The organism is Granulicella rosea (assembly GCF_900188085.1).
Classification (GTDB): Bacteria; Acidobacteriota; Terriglobia; order Terriglobales; family Acidobacteriaceae; genus Edaphobacter; species Edaphobacter rosea.
The window spans coordinates 67,115-89,182 of the sequence record NZ_FZOU01000006.1; the positions used below are offsets into that span (position 1 = coordinate 67,115).

The 22,068-nt window shown below is 63.1% G+C and carries 25 protein-coding genes and 1 tRNA gene; 12 read left to right on the forward strand and 14 right to left on the reverse strand.

The features are described from left to right. Positions 1-97: 97 nt before the first annotated feature. From CHB87_RS15765 to trhO, 11 genes are all read right to left on the reverse strand, one after another. A complete protein-coding gene (locus CHB87_RS15765; protein WP_089409407.1) occupies positions 98-757 on the reverse strand; it encodes a hypothetical protein in 660 nt (219 codons plus the stop codon). After that, the gene (locus CHB87_RS15770; protein ID WP_089409408.1) at positions 754-1,452 is read right to left on the reverse strand and encodes a hypothetical protein; all 699 of its coding nucleotides are present in this window, start codon (positions 1,450-1,452) and stop codon (positions 754-756) included. The genes CHB87_RS15765 and CHB87_RS15770 overlap by 4 nt, the downstream gene beginning before the upstream one ends. After that, the gene (locus tag CHB87_RS15775) at positions 1,449-2,201 is read right to left on the reverse strand and encodes a PilN domain-containing protein (protein ID WP_142988382.1); all 753 of its coding nucleotides are present in this window, start codon (positions 2,199-2,201) and stop codon (positions 1,449-1,451) included. Before CHB87_RS15775 ends, CHB87_RS15770 begins: the two co-directional genes overlap by 4 nt. After that, entirely contained in the window at positions 2,201-3,433 is a 1,233-nt protein-coding gene (locus CHB87_RS15780) for a type IV pilus biogenesis protein PilM (protein WP_089409409.1), read from the reverse strand. The genes CHB87_RS15775 and CHB87_RS15780 overlap by 1 nt, the downstream gene beginning before the upstream one ends. 658 nt (positions 3,434-4,091) lie before the next feature. Next, positions 4,092-5,729 (reverse strand): GspE/PulE family protein, encoded by a 1,638-nt coding sequence (locus CHB87_RS15785; RefSeq protein ID WP_089409410.1) that lies wholly within the window; start codon positions 5,727-5,729, stop codon positions 4,092-4,094. 97 nt (positions 5,730-5,826) lie between these two features. Beyond that, complete coding sequence (locus CHB87_RS15790; protein WP_142988383.1) at positions 5,827-6,189, reverse strand: hypothetical protein; 363 nt, start codon at positions 6,187-6,189, stop codon at positions 5,827-5,829. Between the two features lie 24 nt (positions 6,190-6,213). Continuing rightward, complete coding sequence (locus tag CHB87_RS15795) at positions 6,214-6,429, reverse strand: BrnT family toxin (protein ID WP_217897063.1); 216 nt, start codon at positions 6,427-6,429, stop codon at positions 6,214-6,216. A 22-nt stretch (positions 6,430-6,451) separates the two neighbouring features. Then, positions 6,452-7,654 carry a type II secretion system F family protein gene (locus tag CHB87_RS15800; RefSeq protein WP_089409412.1) on the reverse strand — a complete coding sequence of 401 codons (1,203 nt, stop codon included), beginning with the start codon at positions 7,652-7,654 and terminating at the stop codon, positions 6,452-6,454. Positions 7,655-7,731: 77 nt separating this feature from the next. Then, entirely contained in the window at positions 7,732-8,745 is a 1,014-nt protein-coding gene (locus CHB87_RS15805; protein WP_142988384.1) for a hypothetical protein, read from the reverse strand. 43 nt (positions 8,746-8,788) lie between these two features. Continuing rightward, positions 8,789-9,190: a type 2 periplasmic-binding domain-containing protein gene (locus CHB87_RS15810; protein WP_142988385.1), complete on the reverse strand. Its 402-nt coding sequence runs from the start codon at positions 9,188-9,190 to the stop codon at positions 8,789-8,791. A 56-nt stretch (positions 9,191-9,246) separates the two neighbouring features. Beyond that, a complete protein-coding gene (trhO, locus tag CHB87_RS15815; RefSeq protein ID WP_089409415.1) occupies positions 9,247-10,005 on the reverse strand; it encodes an oxygen-dependent tRNA uridine(34) hydroxylase TrhO in 759 nt (252 codons plus the stop codon). A 60-nt stretch (positions 10,006-10,065) separates the two neighbouring features. Between trhO and CHB87_RS15820 the strand changes: the two genes are divergently transcribed. Further along, positions 10,066-10,320, forward strand: a complete 255-nt coding sequence (locus tag CHB87_RS15820) for a DUF4160 domain-containing protein (RefSeq protein WP_089409416.1) — start codon at positions 10,066-10,068, stop codon at positions 10,318-10,320. Then, the gene (locus CHB87_RS15825) at positions 10,313-10,753 is read left to right on the forward strand and encodes a DUF2442 domain-containing protein (protein ID WP_089409417.1); all 441 of its coding nucleotides are present in this window, start codon (positions 10,313-10,315) and stop codon (positions 10,751-10,753) included. The genes CHB87_RS15820 and CHB87_RS15825 overlap by 8 nt, the downstream gene beginning before the upstream one ends. Here CHB87_RS15825 and CHB87_RS15830 read toward each other — a convergent pair. Together CHB87_RS15830 and CHB87_RS15835 are read right to left on the reverse strand one after the other, a co-directional pair. Beyond that, positions 10,730-11,179 (reverse strand): hypothetical protein, encoded by a 450-nt coding sequence (locus CHB87_RS15830; RefSeq protein ID WP_089409418.1) that lies wholly within the window; start codon positions 11,177-11,179, stop codon positions 10,730-10,732. The genes CHB87_RS15825 and CHB87_RS15830 overlap by 24 nt on opposite strands. Positions 11,180-11,259: 80 nt before the next feature. Beyond that, positions 11,260-11,640: a HesB/IscA family protein gene (locus CHB87_RS15835; RefSeq protein ID WP_089409419.1), complete on the reverse strand. Its 381-nt coding sequence runs from the start codon at positions 11,638-11,640 to the stop codon at positions 11,260-11,262. Between the two features lie 252 nt (positions 11,641-11,892). On the opposite strand from CHB87_RS15835, the gene CHB87_RS22345 reads away from it, so the two are divergent. Both CHB87_RS22345 and CHB87_RS15840 read left to right on the forward strand, forming a co-directional pair. Continuing rightward, entirely contained in the window at positions 11,893-12,066 is a 174-nt protein-coding gene (locus tag CHB87_RS22345) for a hypothetical protein (RefSeq protein WP_176441803.1), read from the forward strand. Between the two features lie 169 nt (positions 12,067-12,235). Then, positions 12,236-12,517 carry a hypothetical protein gene (locus tag CHB87_RS15840; RefSeq protein ID WP_089409420.1) on the forward strand — a complete coding sequence of 94 codons (282 nt, stop codon included), beginning with the start codon at positions 12,236-12,238 and terminating at the stop codon, positions 12,515-12,517. Between the two features lie 294 nt (positions 12,518-12,811). Here the strand turns inward: CHB87_RS15840 and gnd are convergent, their stop codons facing one another. Next, complete coding sequence (gene gnd / locus CHB87_RS15845; RefSeq protein WP_089409421.1) at positions 12,812-14,275, reverse strand: decarboxylating NADP(+)-dependent phosphogluconate dehydrogenase; 1,464 nt, start codon at positions 14,273-14,275, stop codon at positions 12,812-12,814. A gap of 321 nt (positions 14,276-14,596) precedes the next feature. On the opposite strand from gnd, the gene CHB87_RS15850 reads away from it, so the two are divergent. From CHB87_RS15850 to CHB87_RS15885, 8 genes are all read left to right on the forward strand, one after another. After that, positions 14,597-14,681 (forward strand) — tRNA-Leu (locus tag CHB87_RS15850). A 28-nt stretch (positions 14,682-14,709) separates the two neighbouring features. After that, positions 14,710-15,045: a DUF3467 domain-containing protein gene (locus tag CHB87_RS15855; protein ID WP_089409422.1), complete on the forward strand. Its 336-nt coding sequence runs from the start codon at positions 14,710-14,712 to the stop codon at positions 15,043-15,045. Positions 15,046-15,049: 4 nt separating this feature from the next. After that, positions 15,050-16,771, forward strand: a complete 1,722-nt coding sequence (locus CHB87_RS15860; RefSeq protein WP_245818033.1) for an ArnT family glycosyltransferase — start codon at positions 15,050-15,052, stop codon at positions 16,769-16,771. Between the two features lie 330 nt (positions 16,772-17,101). Next, positions 17,102-18,700 (forward strand): tetratricopeptide repeat protein, encoded by a 1,599-nt coding sequence (locus tag CHB87_RS15865; protein ID WP_245818034.1) that lies wholly within the window; start codon positions 17,102-17,104, stop codon positions 18,698-18,700. Then, positions 18,697-19,449 carry an NfeD family protein gene (locus CHB87_RS15870; protein WP_089409423.1) on the forward strand — a complete coding sequence of 251 codons (753 nt, stop codon included), beginning with the start codon at positions 18,697-18,699 and terminating at the stop codon, positions 19,447-19,449. Before CHB87_RS15865 ends, CHB87_RS15870 begins: the two co-directional genes overlap by 4 nt. 98 nt (positions 19,450-19,547) lie before the next feature. After that, positions 19,548-20,240: an outer membrane beta-barrel protein gene (locus tag CHB87_RS15875; RefSeq protein ID WP_089409424.1), complete on the forward strand. Its 693-nt coding sequence runs from the start codon at positions 19,548-19,550 to the stop codon at positions 20,238-20,240. A gap of 51 nt (positions 20,241-20,291) precedes the next feature. Then, the gene (locus CHB87_RS15880) at positions 20,292-21,083 is read left to right on the forward strand and encodes a slipin family protein (RefSeq protein ID WP_089409425.1); all 792 of its coding nucleotides are present in this window, start codon (positions 20,292-20,294) and stop codon (positions 21,081-21,083) included. 156 nt (positions 21,084-21,239) lie between these two features. Next, the gene (locus CHB87_RS15885; protein WP_176441804.1) at positions 21,240-21,920 is read left to right on the forward strand and encodes an SPOR domain-containing protein; all 681 of its coding nucleotides are present in this window, start codon (positions 21,240-21,242) and stop codon (positions 21,918-21,920) included. Positions 21,921-22,068: the final 148 nt, after the last annotated feature.

Sequence of the window (22,068 nt, forward strand, 5' to 3'; positions counted from 1 at the left end):
CACTGAGGCGCCCGCACCGCTATAGGCCAGAAGCAGGTCCTTCGACTTCGCTGCGCTCCGCTCAGGATGACAGGCATTTCGAGCGGGGCGCAGATACCTAGTTCGCCTGCAGCGGCAGCGTCTGCTTGTTGTTGTTCGGCATGTCGTCGATCACGATGGAGTTTGCCGCGATCGACACCACCTTATACCGGCGTTGCACGATGTCGCCAGTCGAGGCGAGAAAGACATCCTCGCCATGCAACAGGAAGGCGCGGCGGTCGCCGTTTGCGGCGGTCGCGGTGCCGAAGAACTTCAGGTCGATCGGAGGTGGCACATAGACATAGGGCTTCGGAGGCTCGACCACGGTGGCAATAGTCTGGGGACGCGGCCCTACCTTTGGCTTGGGAATATCCACCTGGGTGTACGTCTGGCCGGCGCCGAAGATGTTCCGCCCCGACCCGGAGTACACCACCGACTCCGTCAGGCGCATCGCCTCTTCATGCAGCGTCGGGTCGAGCTGCCCGCCGGTGGTGGCGATCTTGGTCGCCTCCCCGCCTACCGCGAAGCCCGAGGGCACGGTGACGCCCTTCGTGTTCGTCACGCTGGTGGTCGTGATGACCGGCGGCGGAGTGTGGACCGCAACCGGCGCAACCACAGGCGACGGAGTGCTGGGGCCGCCGAAGAGCTGCGTGTACATATAGAAGACGGCGCCCAGCGCGAGCACACCGAAGCCGGCGGCCATCATCGTCTGTTTCTTATTGTCGGTTCCGGCCTTCATCGCGCGCCTCCCTTCGCCGTGGCGTCCGCAGGCGCGGCGTCCGGCGCCTCATCCCCGCCGATGGCGACCTTCTTCATCTCCTCCTCGGAGCCGATGCCGCGAATGTAGGTGTTCAACCGGACGCGCAGGTTGACCAAGCCGGCCTGGCCGCCGGTCAGGTTGACGCCGGTGATCAGGAAGAAGCGCTTATCGCGCTCGACGTTGTTGATGAAGAGCACCAGCGGGCGGTAGTCGCCGCTGAGGCTCGCGTCCATGCGCACCTCGGTCAGCTCCTCGGACGAGCCGTCGCCCAGCACCGGCGCCTGGGTGTACTGCACGCGCGTCAGCTTGACCTTGTTGTCCTTGGCCAGCGCCCCCAGCTCAGCCGCGACCTGCGAGTAGCTGACCGGCAGCCGGTCTTTATAGAAGTTGTCGGCGTCGGCGCCGGCTCTTTCGATCTTCACATCCAGCCCCTGCAGCGGCCTGGCGGCGATCTGCGCGCCGGTCAGCAGCATGCGCTGGTTGGCGAGCGCCGCCGCATCCTGGCTGCTGGCCGCCCGCCACGCGAACAGCATATGCAGCAACAGATAGAGATTGACCAGCGCGAGCAGACCCAGCCCGGCCCAGTGCAGGTTCAGCGGAGTCACCACGCCGCGCGTGCGGTCGGCCAGCTCGCCCTGGGAGATGCGGCGCTTCAAAACGGGAAGTGCGCTCATCGCTTGCCTCCTGCGACAGGCGCGGCGGGCCGGGCGCTCAACTTCGGCGCAGGCGGCTGCGGTTTGCGATTGTGGTGGACGACCGGCGTTGCGCTCGCGGCAGCCGCCTGCTCGTGCTTCACCTGAGCCTTCACCACTGTCATCGACAGCGGGTTGTAGTTGCTCAGAATGTCGAACTCGACGCCGGTCAGCTTCAGCGGATCGACCGAGACGTTCATTGCGCCAGTCTTGTTCGGATCGGTCACCTGGGCGGTCTCGCTCGCCAGACGCGGCGCCAGGAAGCGCTGCGAGCGTTCGAGGTTGCGCACCAACTGCACGGCCTGGTCGCGGTCGCCGCTGACGCGGAGGCGGATGTTCACGTCGCCCTCCTTGGTCACGTTCGGCTCGATGCTCGTGACCTGTACGCCCGCGGGCAGGACGCGTTCGAGGTCCATCATGACCGAGGTCCAACTGAAGCTCTTGCGCGCGAAGACGGCGTTGAGGAACTGCGAGCGGTCCAGCACGGCCTTGTTCCCCGGCTGCTTCATGCGGCTCTCGTTCAGCTCGCGTTCGTTCTCGACCGCACGCGTCTGAGCCTTCAGCGCGTTCATCTGGGCCTGCGCGGCGTCGGCCTTGGCGGTCAGCGAGCGCAGCCCGAAGCTGAGTCCGATGGCCAGCACGGCCAGCACCACCATGGCCAGGCGGATCTTGGCATAGAGCGGCCGCAGTTCGACGAACGGCCGCGTCGCGAGATTGATCTGTATCCGCATCAGCTTCTCAGCGCTCCCCGGACGCCGGCCAGCCAGCCCTGCGGCGCGCGCGTGGTGCTCGCCCCACCGGCCAGCATCGCCAACTCCACCATCTCGTTTACCTGCATATTGCGTACATCTCCCAGCGACGCCCAGCCGGACTCGTGCATCAGTTCGCGCAGCACACCCGCTCCCATCGTACCTGCCGCCATCACTGTCTCCGGATGCGTGTGCAGCGTGTCCTCAAAGTAGGCCACGGCGACGTTGACGGCCTGCGTGACCTCGCGCGCGGCGGCGGTCATGCGCTCGGGCTCCTTCGCGCCCATCTCCCTTGCAAAGGCGGGCAGCACGGTCTGCGCGATCGCCTCGCGCTCCAGTTCCTCGGCAAGCTCGCGCTCCAACTGCTCCTGCAGCAGGCGCGCCTGCATCTCGGCCTCGGCGGAGATATGTTCGTCGTCGAGCACACCGTAACCCGTCACCGGCTTCTGCATCGCCCACTCGCCGGCGGAGTCGTCCGGGTCGACCAGCGGCAGCGCCAGCAGCTCGGCGGGAACCTCAAACGAAGGCTGCACCTCAGCGGGCTTCACCTCGACGATTCCCTCGGCGGTGAGGTCGACCGTGCGGTGCAGCAGCAGCACGCCGGCCTGCACGATGGCCGTGGTGACGGAGGTCTCGCCAACGTTGACGACAAGCGTCGGGCCGTCGATCTGTTCGAGGCCGGAGAGCGAGGCGAGCGTGCTGGGAAGCACCGCGCCGGGCTCGAAGCCGGCCTCGCGGACGATGGACTCATACTCCGCCAGCACCTCGCGCGGCACGGCGACGGCCAGCACGCGCACCATGTTCTTCGTCGTCGACATCACCTGGTAGCTCACCATGGCGTCGTCAGCGTCGAAGGGCAGCAGCTTTTTGAGCCGGAAGCGAACGACCGGCAGAGCCTCGACGGCCTTCGCGGGGAGCGAGTCGAAGTCCAGCAGCAGCACGCGCACGGCGGTGTCCGGAATGACGACCGAGGTCTCGCGCTCACGCAGCGTAACGGCTTCCAGCGCCTTCTTCACGGCGGCGACGGTGGCGGCGCGGTTCACGATGTTTCCGTGACGCAGCCCGGGAGCGACGGCTCCCTGCGACAGCAACCCCTGCGAGACGGCGGTCAGAACGGCTGCGGCGTCTTCGGCACGCGCTGCGATGACGCCTTCGGGACGAATTTCCACGGCGAGACGGGGCCGGGTTCCCAATGCTTTTGGTAGGAGATCCATGGTATCGACTTCTTAGACTACCGCAATGCAAAGATGGCAGCGTATGCAAAAGATGTTATGCAAGATTTAGCTGGGAATACCGATAAGCAGCCCAGCACCCGCCGAAGATGCTCGTCATCCTGAACGTAGTGAAGGACCCCCGTATTTCGTCTTTGCCGTTGCTTGTTCTCGTCTGGCGGAAGCGACTAAGCAAGAGCGTTAGGGACATGTCATTACCGCCTCTCACGAGAGGGCAAGCAGCATCAATCTCGAATACTATCGCGCCAAGGGGGCAAAATCATGAGCGATCGTTATTCTGTTTGTCCAGTCTGTAGAAGCTCCATCTTGAATGATCGATTCGAGAAACATCGAGCGTTTCATGAAGCGGAAGCTGAAGAAATACGTCAGGAAATAACGAGTCCCACAGCAAGCTCCTCCGTTGAACCTAGTTATCCAAACTTGGACGCAACGAAGAATTTAGGTTATGTGGCACGCGAAGGGGGGCAAATATGGTTCACCTGTAAGCCGTGATGGTTTCGACGACGAAGCAACCAGTTAAGCCGTTCAACCTTCAGTGCAAACAAGAACAAACAGATGCAAAAGCGAAATACGGTGGTCCTTCACTACGTTCAGGATGACGAGCATTGTGGGCGGGTACTGAAAAGCCGAGGACGATTTACTATCTTCCTGCCTCGATAAACGTGACCTTATTGATCTCTTTCAGCGTCGTGATGTTGTCACGCACCCGCTCCAGCGCTGAATCCCGCAGGAAGGCCATGCCGTTGTCCTTCGCCTTCTTGCGAATCTCGCTGCCGGGCTTCTTCGCCAGCAGCATCTCGCGAATGTCGTCGTCGAGCTCCAGCAGCTCGTGAATGGCCGACCGGCCCTTGAAGCCCGTGCCGCCGCACTCGATGCAGCCGAGGCCCTCGCGGAAGACGTGGTTCTTCCACTCCTCGGGTTCCAGTCCGTTTTGGTAGAGCTCCGCGTCGGTGTAAAAAACGTCTCGGACGCAGAACGGGCAGATCTGCCGGACCAGCCGTTGCGCCAGGATGCAGTTCAGCGCGGAAACGAAGTTGTACGGCTCGACCCCCATGTTCAGGAAGCGGCCCAGCACGTCGACCACGTTGTTCGCGTGGACGGTGGTGAAGACGAGGTGTCCCGTGAGCGCGGAGTTGATGGCGATCTGCGCCGTCTCCGCGTCGCGAATCTCTCCGACGAGGATCTTGTCCGGGTCGTGGCGGAGGATCGAACGCAGTCCGCGGGCGAAGGTAAGTCCTTTCTTTTCATTCACCGGAATCTGCGTGATGCCGCGAATCTGATACTCGACCGGGTCTTCGATGGTGATGATCTTGTCCTCTTCGCTCTTGATCTCGTTCAGCGCGGCGTAGAGGGTGGTCGTCTTGCCTGAACCGGTCGGCCCGGTGACCAGCACCATGCCGTATGGCTCCTTAATATAGCGGCGGAAGCGTTCGAGATCCTTCGGGGCAAAGCCGACCACGTCGAGCGAGAGCTTGGTGAACTTTTCACTCATCGACTCCTTATCGAGCACACGGAGGACGGCGTTTTCGCCATGCACCGTCGGCATGATCGAGACGCGGAAGTCGATCAGGCGGCCCTTATAACGGACGCGGAAACGGCCGTCCTGCGGAACGCGGCGCTCGGCGATGTCCAGCTCGCTCATGACCTTGATACGCGACAGGATCGTCTGGTGATGCTCGCGCGCGATCGGCGCCATGGCCTGCTGGAGGACGCCGTCGATGCGGTACCGGACGATGAGGTTGTCGTCGTTGGTTTCGAGGTGAATATCCGACGCGCGGCGCTCGAGCGCGGTGAAGATCGTCGTATCGACCAGGCGAATGATCGGCGAGATGTCGTCCTCGCCGGTAAGCCGCTCGATGGAGATGTTCTCGTCGGGATTGTCCTCGTTCGAGAGCACGTCGAAGGCCAGGCCCTCGCTCGCCTCGTCCAGCACGCGCTGCGACTGCTCGGTCTTCTTCAGCAGGTCGGCGATCTGGCTCATGGTGGCGACGCGCGTGATCAGCCGCGTGCCCAACAGACCCGAAATCTCGTCCAGCACCATCAGCTTCGAGGGGTCCGAGACCGCGATCGCCAGCTTGCCCTCGTGCTGCTCCAGCGGCACGAAGTTGTAGCGGAACATCATGTCCACCGGCACGGACTTGAAGAGGTCATGCTGAATCTTGAAGTTCTTCAGGTCGACGAACTCGGAGTGATAGCGCTTGGCCAGCAACTTCGCACGCTCGGTCTCGTCGAGACCCATGTCGTTGACCGGGATGGGAACTGCCAGTGGTGTTGCCATAGTGCTAAGACTCCCCTAAAAAATATCCGTAACCGGCGATTTTCACGGTAACGGATGCGCGCAACCTGTGCGTCCCGGATCGGCTCTCTACGACGGATCAGGCGCTCTTGCGGTGCGCTTCTACATATTCCAATAGAACGGCGTTCATCTTTTCTGGCGCTTTGCCGCCCGTCTGTTTGAAGAACTCTATAACCCGGTCGTCGAGAAGCAGCAGCTTTTCTTGCGCAAGCAATTTATCGCGCATCTCCGCCAGGCGAAGCGCCCCAACAGGTCCGCCATAAAGACCAGGACGCGACCACCCGGCCAAGCCGGTTTGTTCTGGGATGTCGCTTAGATCGATGTCCTCATCGCGCATGTTTTTCAGCTTTTCAATCTGCTCCAGTTCCTCCGCGGTAAACGGTGGAGGATTGTCCAGATCAAGCGTATACCTAACGATTTTCCCAGTATTCTTCTCGCTCATGTCTCGTCGCCTTCCTGGCCGATATCAATCGTAGCCTGTTTCCCGCTTCGTGAAGACCACGGTAATCTCATCGCCAGCTATCAGCCCAACGGTTAGCCACCGCTCTTCTCCGTAGTCGACCGAATCGTCTTGAACCTCGAGCCGCAGTGGATCCCGAAAGACATACCGACCAATCGCAAATGAGACCCCATGCTTCTTCAGATTGCTGGCGGCCTTTTCCTCATCCCATTCAAAGTCCACGCAGCCAGCTTACTACGCCGCGCTAATGCGCTCCCCCGCCTGCGTTCAGGCTGAAGATCGGCAGGTAGAGCGCGATCAGGATGATGACCACCACCACGCCCATGACGATCAGGATCGCCGGTTCGATCAGGCTCATCAGCGTCGACAGGCTGGTCTGCACGTCCTCTTCGAAGAACTCCGCCACCGAGTTCAGCATCTGCGGCAGCGATCCGGTCGACTCGCCGACCTCGATCATCTCGGTCGCCAGCTCCGGGAAGACCTTCGTCGCCTGGAAGCTGGCCGAGAGTCCCTTGCCCTCGCGCACCGTCTCCACCGACCGGAAGACCGCCTTGCCGATCTGCTTCGAGTCGATCGAGCGCGCCGCCGTCTCGAGCGACGGCACCAGCGGCAGGCCGCCCTTCAGCAGCGTCGACAACGTACGCGCGAACAGGCCGACCTGGTACTTCAGCCAGATGGGTCCGAAGAGCGGCAGGTTGATACGCAGCTTGTCGATCGCATTGGCGCCCGACTCGGTCTTCATCCAGCGATACAAGCCGTACCCGACCAGCGTGATGCCGCCCAATATATAGAGGCCGTAGTGCTGCGCGTCGTTGCCGATGCCCAGCAGAAAGACCGTCACCGCCGGCAGCGTCGTTCCAAGTTGCGCGTAAAGGTCCGCGAAGCGCGGAATCACGAACGCCACCAGAAACGCGAACATGCCGATCACCATGATGATGAGCAGCGCCGGATAGACCAGGCTGGCCTTCAGCTTCTTCGAAAACGTCAGTGAGACGCGCTGGAAGTCCAGAAACCGCTGCAGCACCTCTTCGAGATTGCCCGACCGCTCGCCCGCCAGCAGCGTCACCGTGTAGACGACCGGAAAACCGCCCTGCGCCTCGAACGCCGAAGAGATCGACTCGCCCGTCTTCACGCGCTGGGTCACATCCTCCAACTGCGCGCGGAAGTGCAACACCTTCTGCCGCTTGGCCAGCAGCTCCAGCGAGCCGAGAATGGGCAGACCGGCGCGGATCAGCGTCAGAAACTGCTGATTGAAGATGAGAAAGGTCTCGAGCTTCACCTTGCGCTTCTTGTTGTCGCCGCCCATCATGCCACGTGCTTTGACGGAATAGACGTAATACCCCGCCTGCACAAACCGCGCGCGCAGCTCGTCCGCCGTCGCCGCCGTATGGGTCTGCTCCTGCACCCGGCCCCGTTCATCCGCCAGCTTGATCGTAAATTCAGTCATAAAGGGAACGTGTGCCGACACGTGCGAGGCACACCGTTCATCTTAGACGTTTCTACGCGAAGGAAGTGTCCCGACGGTCATACCTTTGGAAGCCGCTTCCACTCGACGGGCTTTCCCAGATTGAAGTGCAGCACCACATGCCGAATCGTCTGCGCTGCCTGACCGTCTTTCATCACCGGTTTGAACTGCAGACCGGCCAGATAATCGTGTAGAAATCCGTTGAGCGCGGGGTTGTCGGAGATCGGGCTGAAAGGCTCTCGAATGTGGCCTTCCCGGTCCAGAACGAGATTGGTCCAAATGACGCCGTCAGCGCGCGTGTTCGGCACGTCAGGCCAGACCAGCGGCGGAGCCGGCTTCACAAGATCGGCGGAGAGGTCGGTGGAATCCACCGCGACGAAGACGATGGGATGCGGATCGCCACCCGTGGCAGTAGCGTTGAACCAGTCCGCCGCAACCGGGGGCAGATCCTCCAGCAGAACGACCTTTGCGGTCACCTCCGGGCTGCCATGTGTGACGGTCCGCGGAACATCCCTTCCATGGAAGCCGGCATAGTCCTTGAAAAGCGCGCCCCAACCCAACCCGCCGTCGTAGAAGAGCAGCCCGGTCGAATCGGTGATCGCCACGTCCTGCTTCGAAGCCTGCATATCCATGGGCAGCGGCTTCTCCCAGTTCAGATAGAGACTCCCGAACATGGCCTTCTGCTGGTCGGGTTCGACGCCGTGCATGGCCGCCGACTCGGCGGGAAGCGGGCGCACGAGCGCATTCGCCGTCTCGTCCAGCCAGTCCGGCAGGTAGTCGCCTTCATTCTTCTGCCAGCGGTGACCCGCACTGACGATCTCCACCTGGTGGAAGCCAGGCGCATGCAGGTCGCGCCGGTACTCGCCCGGCGCCTTCCACCAGAACTCGATCTCGCCGGTACGATTTGACGCCTTATCCCGCTCAAACGACGGCGTGACCGTCGCGCGCAGATGAAAAGGATGAGTGCCCGGCTGATCGAGCGTGCTCCGCTTCGCGGCCTTCAGAGCCAGCTTCAACGGGTCTTCCGCCCGGGCGCTGAACGAACCCAACAGGCAGATTGCAGCCACAGCCATGACACGTAAATTTCGCATACCGAGACTTTAGCGTAACGCGCCCTTACCGCACCACCAGCACCGTCACGCCCTTATGCGGCGTGCTGCTCCGGATATACCCAATCGCGTTGGGATGCTGCTCCACGTACTCCACCATGTCGGCCTCGGAGTCCAGGCTCTGCGGCAGCAGCCGCTTGCCGGAGAACAAAGTCTTCATCCAGTTCGCGCGAAACTCGCTCTCGGAGACGCCGACGTATAGCGTCAGCAGGTCCGTCTGCGCCGGGCCCGACTTCAGCAGCGCCGGCTTCACGACCGGGTGATCCTTCAAACTCGTCGAGACGCCGGTGAAGATGTCGCGTATCTCACTCCGGGAGATCGTCTCCACCTTCAACTGCGGGTTGGCGATGATCAGAATCTGTGCGCGACCGCGCGCGGTCAGCGTCACCATTGAGCAAACGAGCAGCATGCACCACATCCATCGCTTCATCATGTTGCATAGATCGGCCGATAGATGACCTTTGGTTACAACGTGTCAGATCGCTGCAATCCGGCCGCCGCCTGCTCTTCGTAGTCCTCGTACCCCACCGCGCGGCGGCGATCGAAGACGAAGCACTTGCCGTTCCACCGGCTCTCGGGCGACGGCACCTCTTCGAGGTACTTCAAAATCCCGCCCTGCAGGTGGAAGACCTCCGCGAAGCCCTCCTGCAGCATGAACGCCGACGCCTTCTCGCACCGGATGCCGCCGGTGCAGAACATCGCCACCTTGCGATGCTTCGCCGGGTCCAGGTTCTCGCGGACGTAGGTGACGAAGTCCGAGAACTTCTCAATGTTCGGGTCGACCGCGTTCGCAAACGTCCCGGCCTCCACCTCGTACTGGTTGCGCGTGTCGAGCAGCAGCACCTCGGGGTCGGCAATCAGCGCGTTCCAGTCCTCGGGCTGCACGTACGTGCCGGCCTGCGTGGGGTCGACGACCGCCTTGCGAAAGGCGATGATCTCGCTCTTGACCAGAAACTTCAACCGCCCGAACGGCGCCTCGTCCGTCGTCTGAAACTTCACCTCGCTGCGCTCAAGCCCGGCCTTTTCGTGCAGGGTCGCGAGCAGCCGGTCGATCGTCTCGGCAGAGCCGGCCATCGTGCCGTTGATGCCTTCGCCGGCGATCAGCATGGTGCCGCAAAGCTCCTCTGGACCGTCCGGCGAGAATGTGGCGAGCATCTCCTGCTGCAGTGCGACGGGGTCGGGCAGGGCGACGAAGCGATAGAAGGCGGCGATCGTGTAACTCATCAGGTCTATTATCGAACATCCCGCGACCCGGACAAAAGTCCGCCCTTACAATGGGAATCGATGGGATTGCTTCGATTCGACGGCGTCAGGTTCACCGTGTACACCATGGAACATGAGCCTCGTCGCGTGCACGGCTTCTACGGCGAGGTCGAGGTCATCGTCGACCTGCGGCCCGATGGCACGGTCTCGCTCGTGAACCGGACCAACGCCATCCGCACCAGCAGCGCGACCAAGGATGAGGTTAAGCACGTGCTCGCCGTGGCCGCCGCGCACTTTCAGGAGCTGGCGCGACTGTGGGAGGCACGCCATGGCTGAACACCTTGTGGTCACGACCGAGGCGGAGTTCGAGACGGCGCTCGAAAAGGCGAGAATTCACGACAACGACCCGGTCGCCCAGTCGGTCAGCTACGTCTCCGGGCTGAACCTGCTGATCGTCGGCCTGAGCAATGGACGCCGGCTGGCGCTGCCGCTCGAAGACCTGCAGGGCCTGACCGGGGCGACCGCGAAGCAGATGGAGAACCACGAGCTGCTCGGCCAGGGCACGGGAATCAGCTTTCCGGCGCTCGACGTGGACCTGTACGTCCCGGCGCTGATCGATGGGGTCTACGGCAACCGGAGCTGGATGGCGAATCTGGGAAAGAAGGGTGGGACTGGCAGAACGTCGACCGCGCCGGCAGCTTCACATAAGAACGGGTACAAAGATGGAAGACGGAAAAAAGCAGCTTCAGTTGGCCCGAAAGAACTTTAGATTTTCGGGGTCCTTCTGTATTTGCCGGGCGATAGTAGAGAGTTTTTCACTGCCGACCATGCACCCGCGCTCCGTCGTTACTTCCTCCTCCGAAGCCGAGAGAGAACGATAAATCTCATTGAATTTAGAAGGACTTATCCGGCGGATGCCTATCAAAGCATAGCTTTTCGCCTGGGTATTTCCGATGGAGTAAAGCGTCAGGAACAACGGCAGAGCGTGTTCCTGAGGTAGCGCGGCGATCGTGCGAAAGTCGAGCTCCCCTTGCGAAGTCCCTCCGCCTAAGCCCGCCGGGCCAAACGCAAACACACGTATGGCCGCCAGACGCTTCATCGCCGCGTCCACCGAATCCTCCGCGCCGGCTGTAGCGCTGCAGGTGGCTAATAACAGCCACACGGCGACTATTATTCCATTCTGTTTCAATCGCATGGATGAGCCTCACGCAATACGTTATCGCAAATACAAAAACCCCGCGTATGAGCGGGGTCTTTGTTGGAATCGCAATTCGGTTAGACGCTGAAGCTCGAACCGCAGCCGCAGGTGCTTTTCACGGTCGGGTTCTCGAACTTGAAGCCGGCGGCCTCGAGGGTCTCGACGTAGTCCACCTTGCAGCCGTTCAGGTACATGGCCGAGGTCGCGTCCACGAAGACCTTCAGGTCTTCGAAGCGCAGTACCTTGTCCATCATGCCGCTCTGGTTCTCGAACGACATCGAATACTGGAAGCCGGAGCAGCCGCCGCCGACGACGCCGATGCGCAGACCGGCCGGGAGCGGATCCTGCGTGGACATGATCTCCTTCACCTTCGCGATGGCCGCATCGGTCAGGGTAACCGGCGTGGTGGATGCTGGGGGCGCCGTGACAACCTCGGGTGTAACAGTGGCGGTGGACATAATCTTCTCCTCAGAAAACTCGGACTCTTTTAGTCTATGCCGCTCACCCGCGCGGGGCAAGGGCCATATCCGGCACCCGCCGGCGATCTGCCGTCGCATGCCGCTCGCCCGGTTGGGCGATGGAACTTCACTAATGAACTAGATGCGCCAGCCGACACAAGGATGCGCCAGACTGGATGCGCAACCGAGGGTTGCTCCGGACCTACTCGAAAGGACGTTGCACTCCCGCCCGCGCCGGGCGATACTCCCCGCATGAGACTCCTCTATCTACTCGCCGATCTATTTATCGACACCTTCGGCATCACGCATCCGACGGAAAAGGCACGCACCCAGGCTGCGTGGTTCATTGGCGGGCTGATGGCGGTCATGATCGCCGGACTGGCCGTGGTGGGCGGCGTGGGTCTGAGCATCCTCTCCCACAGGTAACGGGCGCAAAAATAAATCCTAAAAAACGCTTCCGCGCCATACAACCATAGGCGTACTATTCTTCGCGGACGGCCCTGCCTACCTCCGAGCCCGCTGAACTCCAGCGTGACCCGCCCGTATCCCGGACCGGCCGACAGATGTCGCACCCGCTAAGGGGGAGGTACCTACTATGAGCAACAATATCAGTCCCGTTCTGCTCGTCGTCTGGGCGGCGTTGGCGGCCTGTTTTCTGGCTCTCATCGTCTATCGCGGACAGCTTACCCGTTACGAAGAAGATCAGCTCTTCCTGAACGAAAACATCAATCAGAACGAACACCAGCAGCAGGACGACATCGTCCGCAGGGTCAACAAGCTGCAGCCGCTCGTCCGCATCTGTGGCGGCGCGGTCGGCGCCATGACCATCGGCGTGGTCGGACTCTACGTCTACAACGCAGCCAAACTGCTGATGTAAGCCCTGCTCCCAATCGTTCCGCCAGACTGTCTGCCCCCAAACCATTTCCCCAGCCGGCCGGAGCCATGCTCTGGCCGTTGCTGCGTTCGGGCGCCAACCCACCCACGGTTGTCCTCCTGACCCTGAGCTTGTCGAAGGGAAGAATCTGCTTCTCGCCCTGCCACAGCTTCCGTGGCAGCCCAAAAGCAGGTCCTTCACTTCGCTCAGGATGACAGGCATTTTTGCGGGCAAACACGGAGAAAGAGCCTGCCTCGATCGTTCGAGGCAGGCTCTTTCGCGTTGCAGCAGAAACGTTTACGCGTTGTAGGTCGAGGACGAGACGCGTCCGCCGCGGCCGGTCCAGTTGGTATGGAAGAACTCGCCCCGCGGCTTGTCGACGCGCTCGTATGTGTGCGCGCCGAAGAAGTCGCGCTGCGCCTGCAGCAGGTTCGCCGGCAGACGCGCCGTGCGGTAGCCGTCGAAGAACGCCAGCGCGGTCGAGAACGCAGGCGTCGGGACGCCCAGTTCGATCGCGTGGATCAGCGCCTTGCGCCAGCTCGCCTGGTACTTGTTCAGCGCGCTCGAGAAGAACTCGTCCTGCAGCAGGTTTTCGAGCTTCGGATTCTTGTCGAAGGCCTTCTTGATGTCGCCGAGGAAGACCGACCGGATGATGCAGCCGCCGCGCCACATCAGCGCCACGCCGCCCATGTTCAGCGTCCAGCCCTGCGCCTGCTCGGCCGCGCGCAGCAGCATGTAACCCTGCGCGTAGCTGATCATCTTCGAGCAGTACAGCGCGCGCCGAACCTCTTCGATGAACGCCGCCTTGTGTTCCGCCGGAATCTTCGGCGCGTCCGGCCCGTTGAGGATCTTCGACGCCGTCACGCGCTCGTCCTTCAGCGCCGACAGGCAACGCGCGAAGACGCTCTCGCCGATCAGCGTTACCGGCATGCCCATGTCGAGCGCATCGATGGCGGTCCACTTGCCCGTGCCCTTCTGGCCGGCGGTGTCGAGGATCTTGTCGATCATCGGCTCGCCGTCCTCGTCCTTCTTCGCGAAGATGGTCGCGGAGATCTCGATCAGGAAGCTGTCCAGCTCACCCTTGTTCCATTCGGTGAAGACCTCGGCGAACTCGTCCGCCGTCAGGCCCAGACCTTCCTTCAGCAACTGGTAGGCCTCGCCGATCAACTGCATGTCGCCGTACTCGATGCCGTTGTGGACCATCTTGACGTAGTGGCCCGCGCCGCCCTCGCCGACCCAGTCGCAGCACGGCGTGCCGTCCTCGACCTTGGCCGAGATGGCCTGGAAGATCTCCTTCACCGCCGGCCACGCCGCGGGATCGCCGCCCGGCATGATCGACGGGCCGAAACGCGCGCCCTCTTCGCCGCCCGAGACGCCCGAGCCGATGTAATGGAAGCCCTTTTCCGCAAGCTCCTTGGTGCGGCGGTTGGAGTCGGTGAACAGCGAGTTGCCGCCGTCGATGATAATGTCGCCCTTTTCGAGATACGGCAGCAGCGAGGCGATCGTCTTGTCGACCACGTCGCCGGCCTTGACCATGATCATGACGCGGCGCGGCGTCTTCAGCAGACCGCAGAGCTCTTCGACCGAGTGTGCGCCTTCGACCAGCGTGCCCTTGGCCTCTTCGGCCAGAAACTCGTCCACCTTCGAGGTGGTGCGGTTGAACACGGCAACCTTATATCCGTGGTCGTTCATGTTCAGGACCAGATTTTGTCCCATCACTGCCAGTCCGATCAGGCCAATGTCGCAAGTTCCCTTTTCCATCACTTCTCCCTTTGTCTATCAACATTGAATCGACGTTAGCGGTTGTATGGCCATCGATTGCCGGGCAACACAGAAAATCCGCGTGAAAGTGGTTCTACCACATGGAGGATACGAAAATATATACCTCTTCGGCAGAACACAGCACGTGTGCTGAAAGCCTGCCCCCAAGATGAGGAAGTGTAATCACTGGAGACGAATTCGTCCAACCATTTTCATGTAAAGCGCGGAAACTGCTCCTTCGCCGCGTCAGAAACAAGAGCGCTCCCCACCTGAATGACCGCCCGCGCCTGGCTGGGGTAAACTTGGTGACATGCTCACCATGCGGAAGTGGCGAAATTGGCAGACGCACCAGACTTAGGATCTGGCGGGTTACCCCGTGGGGGTTCAAGTCCCCCCTTCCGCACCAAGCCCCAGCAGCAGCCGAATCGAGAGACATGAGCCAGAACAATCCCGAACAGCCCAGCATCCGCATGACCACCACCGAAGACTACCGCGATGGCTACGCCAACAGCGTGCAGGTGCGCATGAGCGTATGGGACTTTCAGCTCATCTTCGGCACGGCGAAGCAGGACTCGCCCGACGAGGTGAACCTGACGAACTTTCAAGGCGTCTACGTCAGCCCGCAACAGGCAAAGGCGTTGTGGAACATCCTCGGACAGAACCTCGCTCAGTATGAGCAGACCTTCGGCAAGGTAGCCCTCGAGCCGCAGACTGGCGCGCCCACCTCTGTGCCCGTGCCGTTCCCGAAGGCCGGCGGTCCCGTCAACTAGACCCGTGCGCGAAGCCCCCCATCACCTCAGCGATGTGGGCAGGCCGTTGCCGCTGTGGACGCTCTATCCGCTGCTCTTCGTCGGCGTCTACATCTCGCACCTGACGCTGCTGCGCCTGCCCTACTTCTGGGACGAGGCCGGATACTACATCCCAGCCGCGCTCGATCTCTTCCGCACCGGCTCGCTGATTCCGCAGACGACGCTCACCAACGCCCACCCGCCGCTGCCCTCGCTGCTGCTGGCGGGCTGGTGGCATCTGGCCGGCTACGCGGTCTGGAACACGCGCGTCTTTATTTGCATGGTCAGCGCGGCGGCTCTGCTGGGCGCGTTCCGTCTGGCGCGCGAGCTGGCTGGGCCGGTTACCGGGGCGGTGGTCGTCCTGCTCACCGCGCTCTATCCGGTGTGGTTCGCGCAGAGTACGCTGGCGCACGCGGATATCTTTGCCGCCGCCTTCACGCTCTGGGCGCTGTCGGTCTATTTTGAACACCGCGAAAGGCCACGCTACCTGCTGGCAGCCGTGCTGTTCTCGCTCGCCGCGCTGGCCAAGGAGACCGCGATCGTCACGCCGGGCGCGCTGGCGCTGTGGGAGCTGGTGCAGATCGTTTCCAGTCAACCCAGAAAGCCAGTCATCCTGAGCGAAGCGAAGGACCCCCGTATTTTGCCGGGGGCGGCACAGAATTTCGAGGCAGGGGCCAAAGCCGATCCGACGGAAAACAAGCAACAACGAAATACGGGGGTCCTTCACTCCGTTCAGGATGACGAGCATTCATCGGCAGGGTGGAGATGGATCGCCACGCTTCTCGCCCCGATCCTCCCGCTCGCGTTCTGGTACGCCTACCACTTCCACAAGACCGGCTTCATCTTCGGCAATCCGGAGTTCCTGCGCTACAACGCCACGGCCAACCTCGGCCCTCTGCGCATCCTGCTCAGCCTGTGGCATCGCGCCGTCCACCTGACGCTGCACATGAACCTCTTCGTCCCGGCAGCCTGCGCGGCGGCGGTGCTGCTGATGCCGAGGCTGGCCGGGCGGACGCTTTCAAAGCAGGTCGTGACCACGCTGGCCGTCATCCTGCTGGGCAACGGCATCGCCTTTTCGATCCTCGGCGGCGCGCTGCTGACGCGCTACCTGCTGCCGATGTACCCACTCGTCCTGCTGCTCTGCGTCGTTGTCTGGCGCGAGCGTTTCGCGCAGTGGTGGGTGCTGGCTGGTCTGACCACTGTGGGCTTTCTAGCCGCGCTCTGGATCAATCCACCCTACGTCTTCTCCCCCGAGGACAACCTGAGCTATCGCGACATGATCGTCGTCCACCAGCAGGCGGCGGCGGTGCTGACGAAGCAGTTTCCGCTCGCGACCGTGCTGACGGCGTGGCCCGCGACGCAGGAGCTGGCGCGGCCGGAGCTGGGATACGTCAGGCAGCCCTTCAAGGTCGCGCCGATCGAGAACTTCTCCGCCGGCGAGATCGAGCGCGCCGCGCAGGACCCCGGCGGCTACGACACGGCGCTGGTCTTCTCGACCAAGTGCGTTCCCGCGCCCGGCATGATGAACCTGGCGCGCATGAACGAAGGCGCCGACACGCGCTTCTTCGACTTCCACCGCGACCTGCCGCCGAAGGGCGTCGCCGCGATCCTGCACGGCGATGTCGTGTGGCAGGCGACGCGTGGATGCGAGTCGGCGGCGATTCTGCGCTTTCCGAGGGCGGTCGATGCGGAGCTGCGGATGCCTTGATGGAGTATTGGCAGTGTTAAGGGCACGGCTTCAGCCGTGCCATAGCGACGTGGGCGCAGCGCGGCTTTAGCCGCTGAGGTACGGTTTTCGGCCGGTCCGGCAGTGTCCTTATCCCGAACGAACAAGCGTACCTCAGCGGCTGAAGCCGCAAGACAAGGCGACGTCTACGGCACGGCTGAAGCCGTGCCCTTAAGCAACACAGTCCAACACAGTCGTAATTCAGACGAATTCATCAAAGAGAGGACACTGCAGCCACGCCGAAGCCAGAGACGTCTCCGCTCCATCGAGCCGCTCGTTCAGAGACGCAATCCAACCCTCTATAATCAGACCGTGCCGAAGCCCTTGCGCGTACTCGCCGTCCTTGCCCTGCTGACCGTCGCCCGCCACCTTCCCGCCCAGTCCGCGGGCGCAGACAGCGCGGCGCAGGAGCCCGGTGGCCGCGTCGTCCTCGTGCTGCCCTTCGACAACCGATCCGGCGAGGCCAACCTCAACTGGATCGGCGACTCCTTTCCCGACACGCTCGACCAGCGCCTGAACTCGGCCGGCTTCCTCACCATCAGCCACGACGACCGGGCGTTCGCGCTCGACCACCTCGGCCTGCCGCCGAACTTCCGGCCCACGCGCGCGACGACGCTGCGCATCGCGCAGACGCTCGATGCGAACTTCGTCGTCGTCGGCAACTACACCGTGCGCGAGGGACGCATCATGGTGCAGGCGCAGGTGCTTGAGGTGAACAAGCTGCGCATGTCCGCGCCGCTCGACGATTCAAGCGAGCTGGCGCGGCTCTTCGACATCGAAAACGCCGTCGCCTGGAAGGTCGCGCGGCAGATCGACCCGAAGTTTTCCGTCGCGCAGCAGACGTTTCTCGCGGCGTCCGCCGGTGTGAACCTGACGGCGTTTGAAAACTACATCCGTGGCCTCGACGCGCCGACCCCGGCCGAGCGGGTCAAACGTCTGCAGGCCGCTGTCGCCGCCTCGCCCTCCTACGCGCAGGCGCTGCTGGCGCTGGGCAAGCAGGAGTTCGCCGACCTGAACTACGCCGCCGCAGCAGCCGATCTGGACAAGGTTCCGCCCGCCGACCGGCTCGCGCTCGAGGCCGGGTTCTACAAGGGCCTTGCCCGTTTCAACGACGCGAAATACGCGGACGCCGAGGCGGCCTTTGCCTTCGTCGCCACGCGTCTGCCGCTGCCCGAGGTGGTCAACAACCAGGGCGTCGCCGCCAGCCGCCAGGGCAAGGACGCATCCGCCCTGCTGCAGCGCGCCGCCAACGCCGACCCCAACGACCCCGACTACCACTACAACGTCGCCGTCGCCACGTATCGCAAGGGCGACTTCGCCGCCGCGCAGCGCGAGATCGCCGCCGCGTTGAAGCTGCGTCCGAACGACGCCGAGGCGAAGGAGCTGCAGACGCACATCGCCGCCGGACGCACACCGCTCGCCGCCAAGGCTCCGTTCGAGCCGCTCGAACGCATCCGTCGCACCTACTCCGAGGCCTCGTTCCGGCAGGCCGCCTTCCAGCTCGACCAGATGCGCGCGATGCGCCTGGCAACGCTGCCCCCGGCCCAGCAGGCGGCCGAATACACGCAGCTCGGACACGACTACCTCAAGCAGGGTCTGCTGCCCGAGGCCGAGCAGGAGTTCGAGGCCGCGCTCGCCGCCGACAAGAACTCCGCCGCGGCCTACGCCGGCATCGCGCAGATCCGCGAGCAGAGCGGCAACGCCGAAGATGCGCGTCTGAACGCGCAGAACTCCCTGCGGCTGAAGCCGAACGTGCCCGCCTGCCTGGTGCTGGCGCGGCTGAACCTCGTCGCGAACGACCTGCCCGCAAGCGCCGCCTACGTCGGCAACGCGCTGCGGCTCAACCCCAAAGACCCCGGCGCGCTGGGGTTGAAGCAGCAGCTTGAATCGCGCGGCCAGAGCATCCCATGAGACGACTTGCCGCCCTGCTGACGATGCTGTTGCTGTGCGCGGCGGTTTGCCTGCCGCTCGCTCAAAAAACAGCGGTATCCGCGCAGACAGTGCAGACCGACGCAGCGCCCTTCGTTCCGGCGTACGACGTTCCGCTGCAGGAGCGCGTGGCCACCCGGCTTGCGCACCCCAATCTCGACGTCCTGCTGATCGTCGCGGGCTTGCTGCTCCTGTATCTGGAGTTCAACATCCCCGGCGCGGTCGTTCCCGGAGCGCTTGGCGTGCTGGCGATGCTGCTCGGAATCTATGGCCTGAGCCGGTTTCCGCTGCAGCCCTCGGCGATCGTGCTGGTCCTCGTCGCCTTCGTGCTGATCGGGCTGGAGCTGAAGCTCGCAAGCCACGGCTCCCTCGCGTTCCTGGGCACGCTCGCGCTGGTCTTCGGGCTGGATACGCTGATTCCGCCCGCCGGCGGCGCCCAGGTAGACGCCTCGGTCGCCTGGGGGGCAGGCATCGGCTTCGGCGTCATCTCCTTCTGGCTGGGGTGGATCGCCCTGCGCGCGCGCCGCAACAAGACGCTGCTGGGACCGCAGGCGATGCTGGGCAAGCTGGCCGTCGCACGCACGGCGCTCGCCCCCACTGGGCAGGTGGAGATTCGCGGCGAGCTCTGGCAGGCCGCCCTCCGCGACGGTTCGCTCTCACTTCCCGCCGGCGCGGCAGTGCTGATTCGCGAGATCGACGGTCTAACCCTGGTGGTGGAGCCCACGCCATAAAACGCCGATCCCACTTAAACCCGCCCAGCCCGCAACCGGCCCGGATGCCGGGGTAGACTGGAAGAGCGACACTTTTGCGCACGAGGAGTCTGTACTACATGGTTATTTCGCTTCGCCGGTCGTCTCTGCCGTTTGCCCTGCTCGGTCTGGCCTCACTTGCCGTCCCTTCCGCCGCATTTTCGCAGGAGGCGAAGCCGGAGACCCCCCTCGTAAGGCAGTTGGGCAAGATGGACTTCGCGGTTCTCGGCGCGGGCGAGTTTTCGACCAGCAGCAACGGAACCAACTACCTCTCGCAGACCGTGAACCTGAAGCCCAGCAGCACGCTCGGCTACCGCATCACGCTGCATTACCAGAAGTCGCCCTGGTTCGGCCTTCAGTTCAACTACGGCTACGCGCGCTACTCGCAGAACTTCACCCTGGGCGCCAGCACGACCACCAGCACGCCGGCGGAGTTCTTCGGCATCCAGACCAACGCCAAGGAGTTTACCGGCTCTTACGTCGTGCATACGCCGCATAAGTACTTCGGCGTCATCCCGTTCGCCGAGGTCGGCGCCGGCACGCTGAAGTTCGCGCCCACCGCGGCCGGCGGCGAAGGCTTCAAGCAGCAGTATCGCGCGCTCTACACCGGCGGCATCGGCGCCGAGACCTACCTGCTGGGCGATCACTTCGGCGCACGCGCGGAGCTCCGCGAGATGTTTTACAACGCGCCCGACTACCTGACCAACTATGTCACGATTCACCAGCGAGCCATGACCACGCAACCCGCGGTCGGCGTATTCCTGCGTTTTTAGGCGTCGCGTAGCATACAATCGCAGGGTTCGGTTCGACTCGAGGCCTCAACCATGCTGATCCTGATCCCCGCCGCCATCGTCATCTTTTATGCGCTGAACTGCGCCAAGGTTTTGAAGGAGTACGAGCGCGCGGTCGTCTTCCGGCTGGGCCGCGTGCGCGACGCCGCGGCTGGGCCGGGCCTGATCTGGGTCTTCAGCCCCATCGAATCCATCGTCCGCGTCAGCCTGCGGCAGGAGGCGATGGAGGTCCCGCCGCAGGACATCATCACCCGCGACAACGTCACCCTCAAGGTCAACGCGGTCATCACGTTGCGGGTCGTCGACCCCACCCGCGCGGTCATCGAGGTTTCGAACTACATCTACCAGACCTCGCAGTTTGCCCAGACGACGCTGCGCTCCGTGCTCGGCGAGGTCGATCTCGACGAGCTGCTGGCCCACCGCGATCGTCTGAACCAGCGCATTCAGACCATCATCGACGGCCACACCGCGCCCTTCGGCGTGAAGGTCGTCTCGGTCGAGGTGAAGCAGGTGGATATGCCGGAATCGATGCTGCGCGCCATGGCCAAGCAGGCCGAGGCCGAGCGCGAGCGCCGCGCCAAGATCATCCACGCGGCTGGCGAGTTTGATGCGGCTACAAAACTGGTTGAGGCCGCCGAACTGATGGCGACGCAGCCCATGACTTTGCAGTTACGCTATCTACAGACCCTCACCGAAATCGGCGTCGAGAAGAACACCACCATCGTCTTTCCGTTGCCGATGGAGCTGATGAACCTGCTGAACAAGACGCTGACCCCCACGCCGCCGCCCACCGAACACGGTAAAGTGGTAGGGATAAGAGATTGAGTCGTTCAGCGATGCCGCATTTGCTTTGCTTCTAGGTAGGCCGGGGCTTCAGCCCCGGCAATCAAACCCGGCACGGACGCGGGCTTTAGCCCCTGGGGTATGCCTTCCCTGACCGGGGCCACACAGCCCGCGACCACGACCCAAGGAAACAAGCCTGTGAACAGCCTGCTCGACAGCGACGACGAACTGCACGAAACCAAAGACCACGGGGATCGCGAGATCTCGCTCGGCACCACGATGCTGCTGGGCATCTTCTTCGGCCTGGCGCTGATCTGCGCCATCTTCTTCGGCTTCGGCTACTCCATGGGCCGCAAGTCGGTGCAGGGCACGTCCGGCGTCGCCTCGAATACGAGCGGCGGAAACTTCGGCAGCTTCAAGCCCGCCCCCGGCCGCAGCAACCTGGACCCGCTCGGCGCGGACAAGTCTGGGCCCGCCGTGACCGTGCCCTACACGCCGCCGCCGGCGTATAAGCCGGCCCCCGTGGCAGCCGCCGAAGAGCCGAGAAGCGAAGAGCCGGCAGCCCCGGCGCCCGCGCCGATCACCCGCGCGACGCCCACCGCCACCGCCGCTCCTACCCCGGTCGCGGCGCCCGCACCAACCCCCGTCGCCGTGCCGGGAGCGGTCTCCGCGATGGTCCAGATCGCCGCCGTCACCCACCAGGAGGACGCCGACTACCTGGTCTCCGCGCTGAAGCGCCGCGGATACAGCGTGGCCATCCACACCTCGCCGCAGGACAAGTTCCTCCACGTGCAGGTCGGTCCGTTCTCCAGCAAGAAGGACGCCGAGGCCATGAAGGCGAAGCTGCTGTCGGATGGATTCAACGCCATCGTGAAGTAGCTTATCGTCGTCGCTAAGCTGAAGAGAACGCAGGTTCTTCGCTTCGCTCAGGATGACAAGCCTTTCGTTTTTCATGCATCGCCACAAAGTTCTGTCATCCTGAGCTGCGTCTCGCTTGCCAAGGTATCGATTCCCCCATTCGCCCGCG

Excerpts from the sequence above, each read along its gene's own strand:
- CHB87_RS15880 (WP_089409425.1), top strand. The coding sequence starts at position 20,292 with ATGCTGATCCTGATCCCCGCCGCCATCGTCATCTTTTATGCGCTGAAC.
- CHB87_RS15840 (WP_089409420.1), top strand. The coding sequence starts at position 12,236 with ATGAGCAACAATATCAGTCCCGTTCTGCTCGTCGTCTGGGCGGCGTTG.
- CHB87_RS15800 (WP_089409412.1), bottom strand. The coding sequence starts at position 7,654 with ATGACTGAATTTACGATCAAGCTGGCGGATGAACGGGGCCGGGTGCAG.
- CHB87_RS15830 (WP_089409418.1), bottom strand. The coding sequence starts at position 11,179 with ATGCGATTGAAACAGAATGGAATAATAGTCGCCGTGTGGCTGTTATTA.
- CHB87_RS15855 (WP_089409422.1), top strand. The coding sequence starts at position 14,710 with ATGAGCCAGAACAATCCCGAACAGCCCAGCATCCGCATGACCACCACC.
- CHB87_RS15835 (WP_089409419.1), bottom strand. The coding sequence starts at position 11,640 with ATGTCCACCGCCACTGTTACACCCGAGGTTGTCACGGCGCCCCCAGCA.
- CHB87_RS15825 (WP_089409417.1), top strand. The coding sequence starts at position 10,313 with ATGGCTGAACACCTTGTGGTCACGACCGAGGCGGAGTTCGAGACGGCG.
- CHB87_RS15810 (WP_142988385.1), bottom strand. The coding sequence starts at position 9,190 with ATGCTGCTCGTTTGCTCAATGGTGACGCTGACCGCGCGCGGTCGCGCA.
- CHB87_RS15805 (WP_142988384.1), bottom strand. The coding sequence starts at position 8,745 with ATGGCTGTGGCTGCAATCTGCCTGTTGGGTTCGTTCAGCGCCCGGGCG.
- CHB87_RS15875 (WP_089409424.1), top strand. The coding sequence starts at position 19,548 with ATGGTTATTTCGCTTCGCCGGTCGTCTCTGCCGTTTGCCCTGCTCGGT.
- gnd (WP_089409421.1), bottom strand. The coding sequence starts at position 14,275 with ATGGAAAAGGGAACTTGCGACATTGGCCTGATCGGACTGGCAGTGATG.
- CHB87_RS15820 (WP_089409416.1), top strand. The coding sequence starts at position 10,066 with ATGGGATTGCTTCGATTCGACGGCGTCAGGTTCACCGTGTACACCATG.
- CHB87_RS15780 (WP_089409409.1), bottom strand. The coding sequence starts at position 3,433 with ATGGATCTCCTACCAAAAGCATTGGGAACCCGGCCCCGTCTCGCCGTG.
- CHB87_RS15765 (WP_089409407.1), bottom strand. The coding sequence starts at position 757 with ATGAAGGCCGGAACCGACAATAAGAAACAGACGATGATGGCCGCCGGC.
- CHB87_RS15770 (WP_089409408.1), bottom strand. The coding sequence starts at position 1,452 with ATGAGCGCACTTCCCGTTTTGAAGCGCCGCATCTCCCAGGGCGAGCTG.
- CHB87_RS22345 (WP_176441803.1), top strand. The coding sequence starts at position 11,893 with ATGAGACTCCTCTATCTACTCGCCGATCTATTTATCGACACCTTCGGC.
- CHB87_RS15775 (WP_142988382.1), bottom strand. The coding sequence starts at position 2,201 with ATGCGGATACAGATCAATCTCGCGACGCGGCCGTTCGTCGAACTGCGG.
- CHB87_RS15785 (WP_089409410.1), bottom strand. The coding sequence starts at position 5,729 with ATGGCAACACCACTGGCAGTTCCCATCCCGGTCAACGACATGGGTCTC.
- CHB87_RS15870 (WP_089409423.1), top strand. The coding sequence starts at position 18,697 with ATGAGACGACTTGCCGCCCTGCTGACGATGCTGTTGCTGTGCGCGGCG.
- trhO (WP_089409415.1), bottom strand. The coding sequence starts at position 10,005 with ATGAGTTACACGATCGCCGCCTTCTATCGCTTCGTCGCCCTGCCCGAC.
- CHB87_RS15790 (WP_142988383.1), bottom strand. The coding sequence starts at position 6,189 with ATGAGCGAGAAGAATACTGGGAAAATCGTTAGGTATACGCTTGATCTG.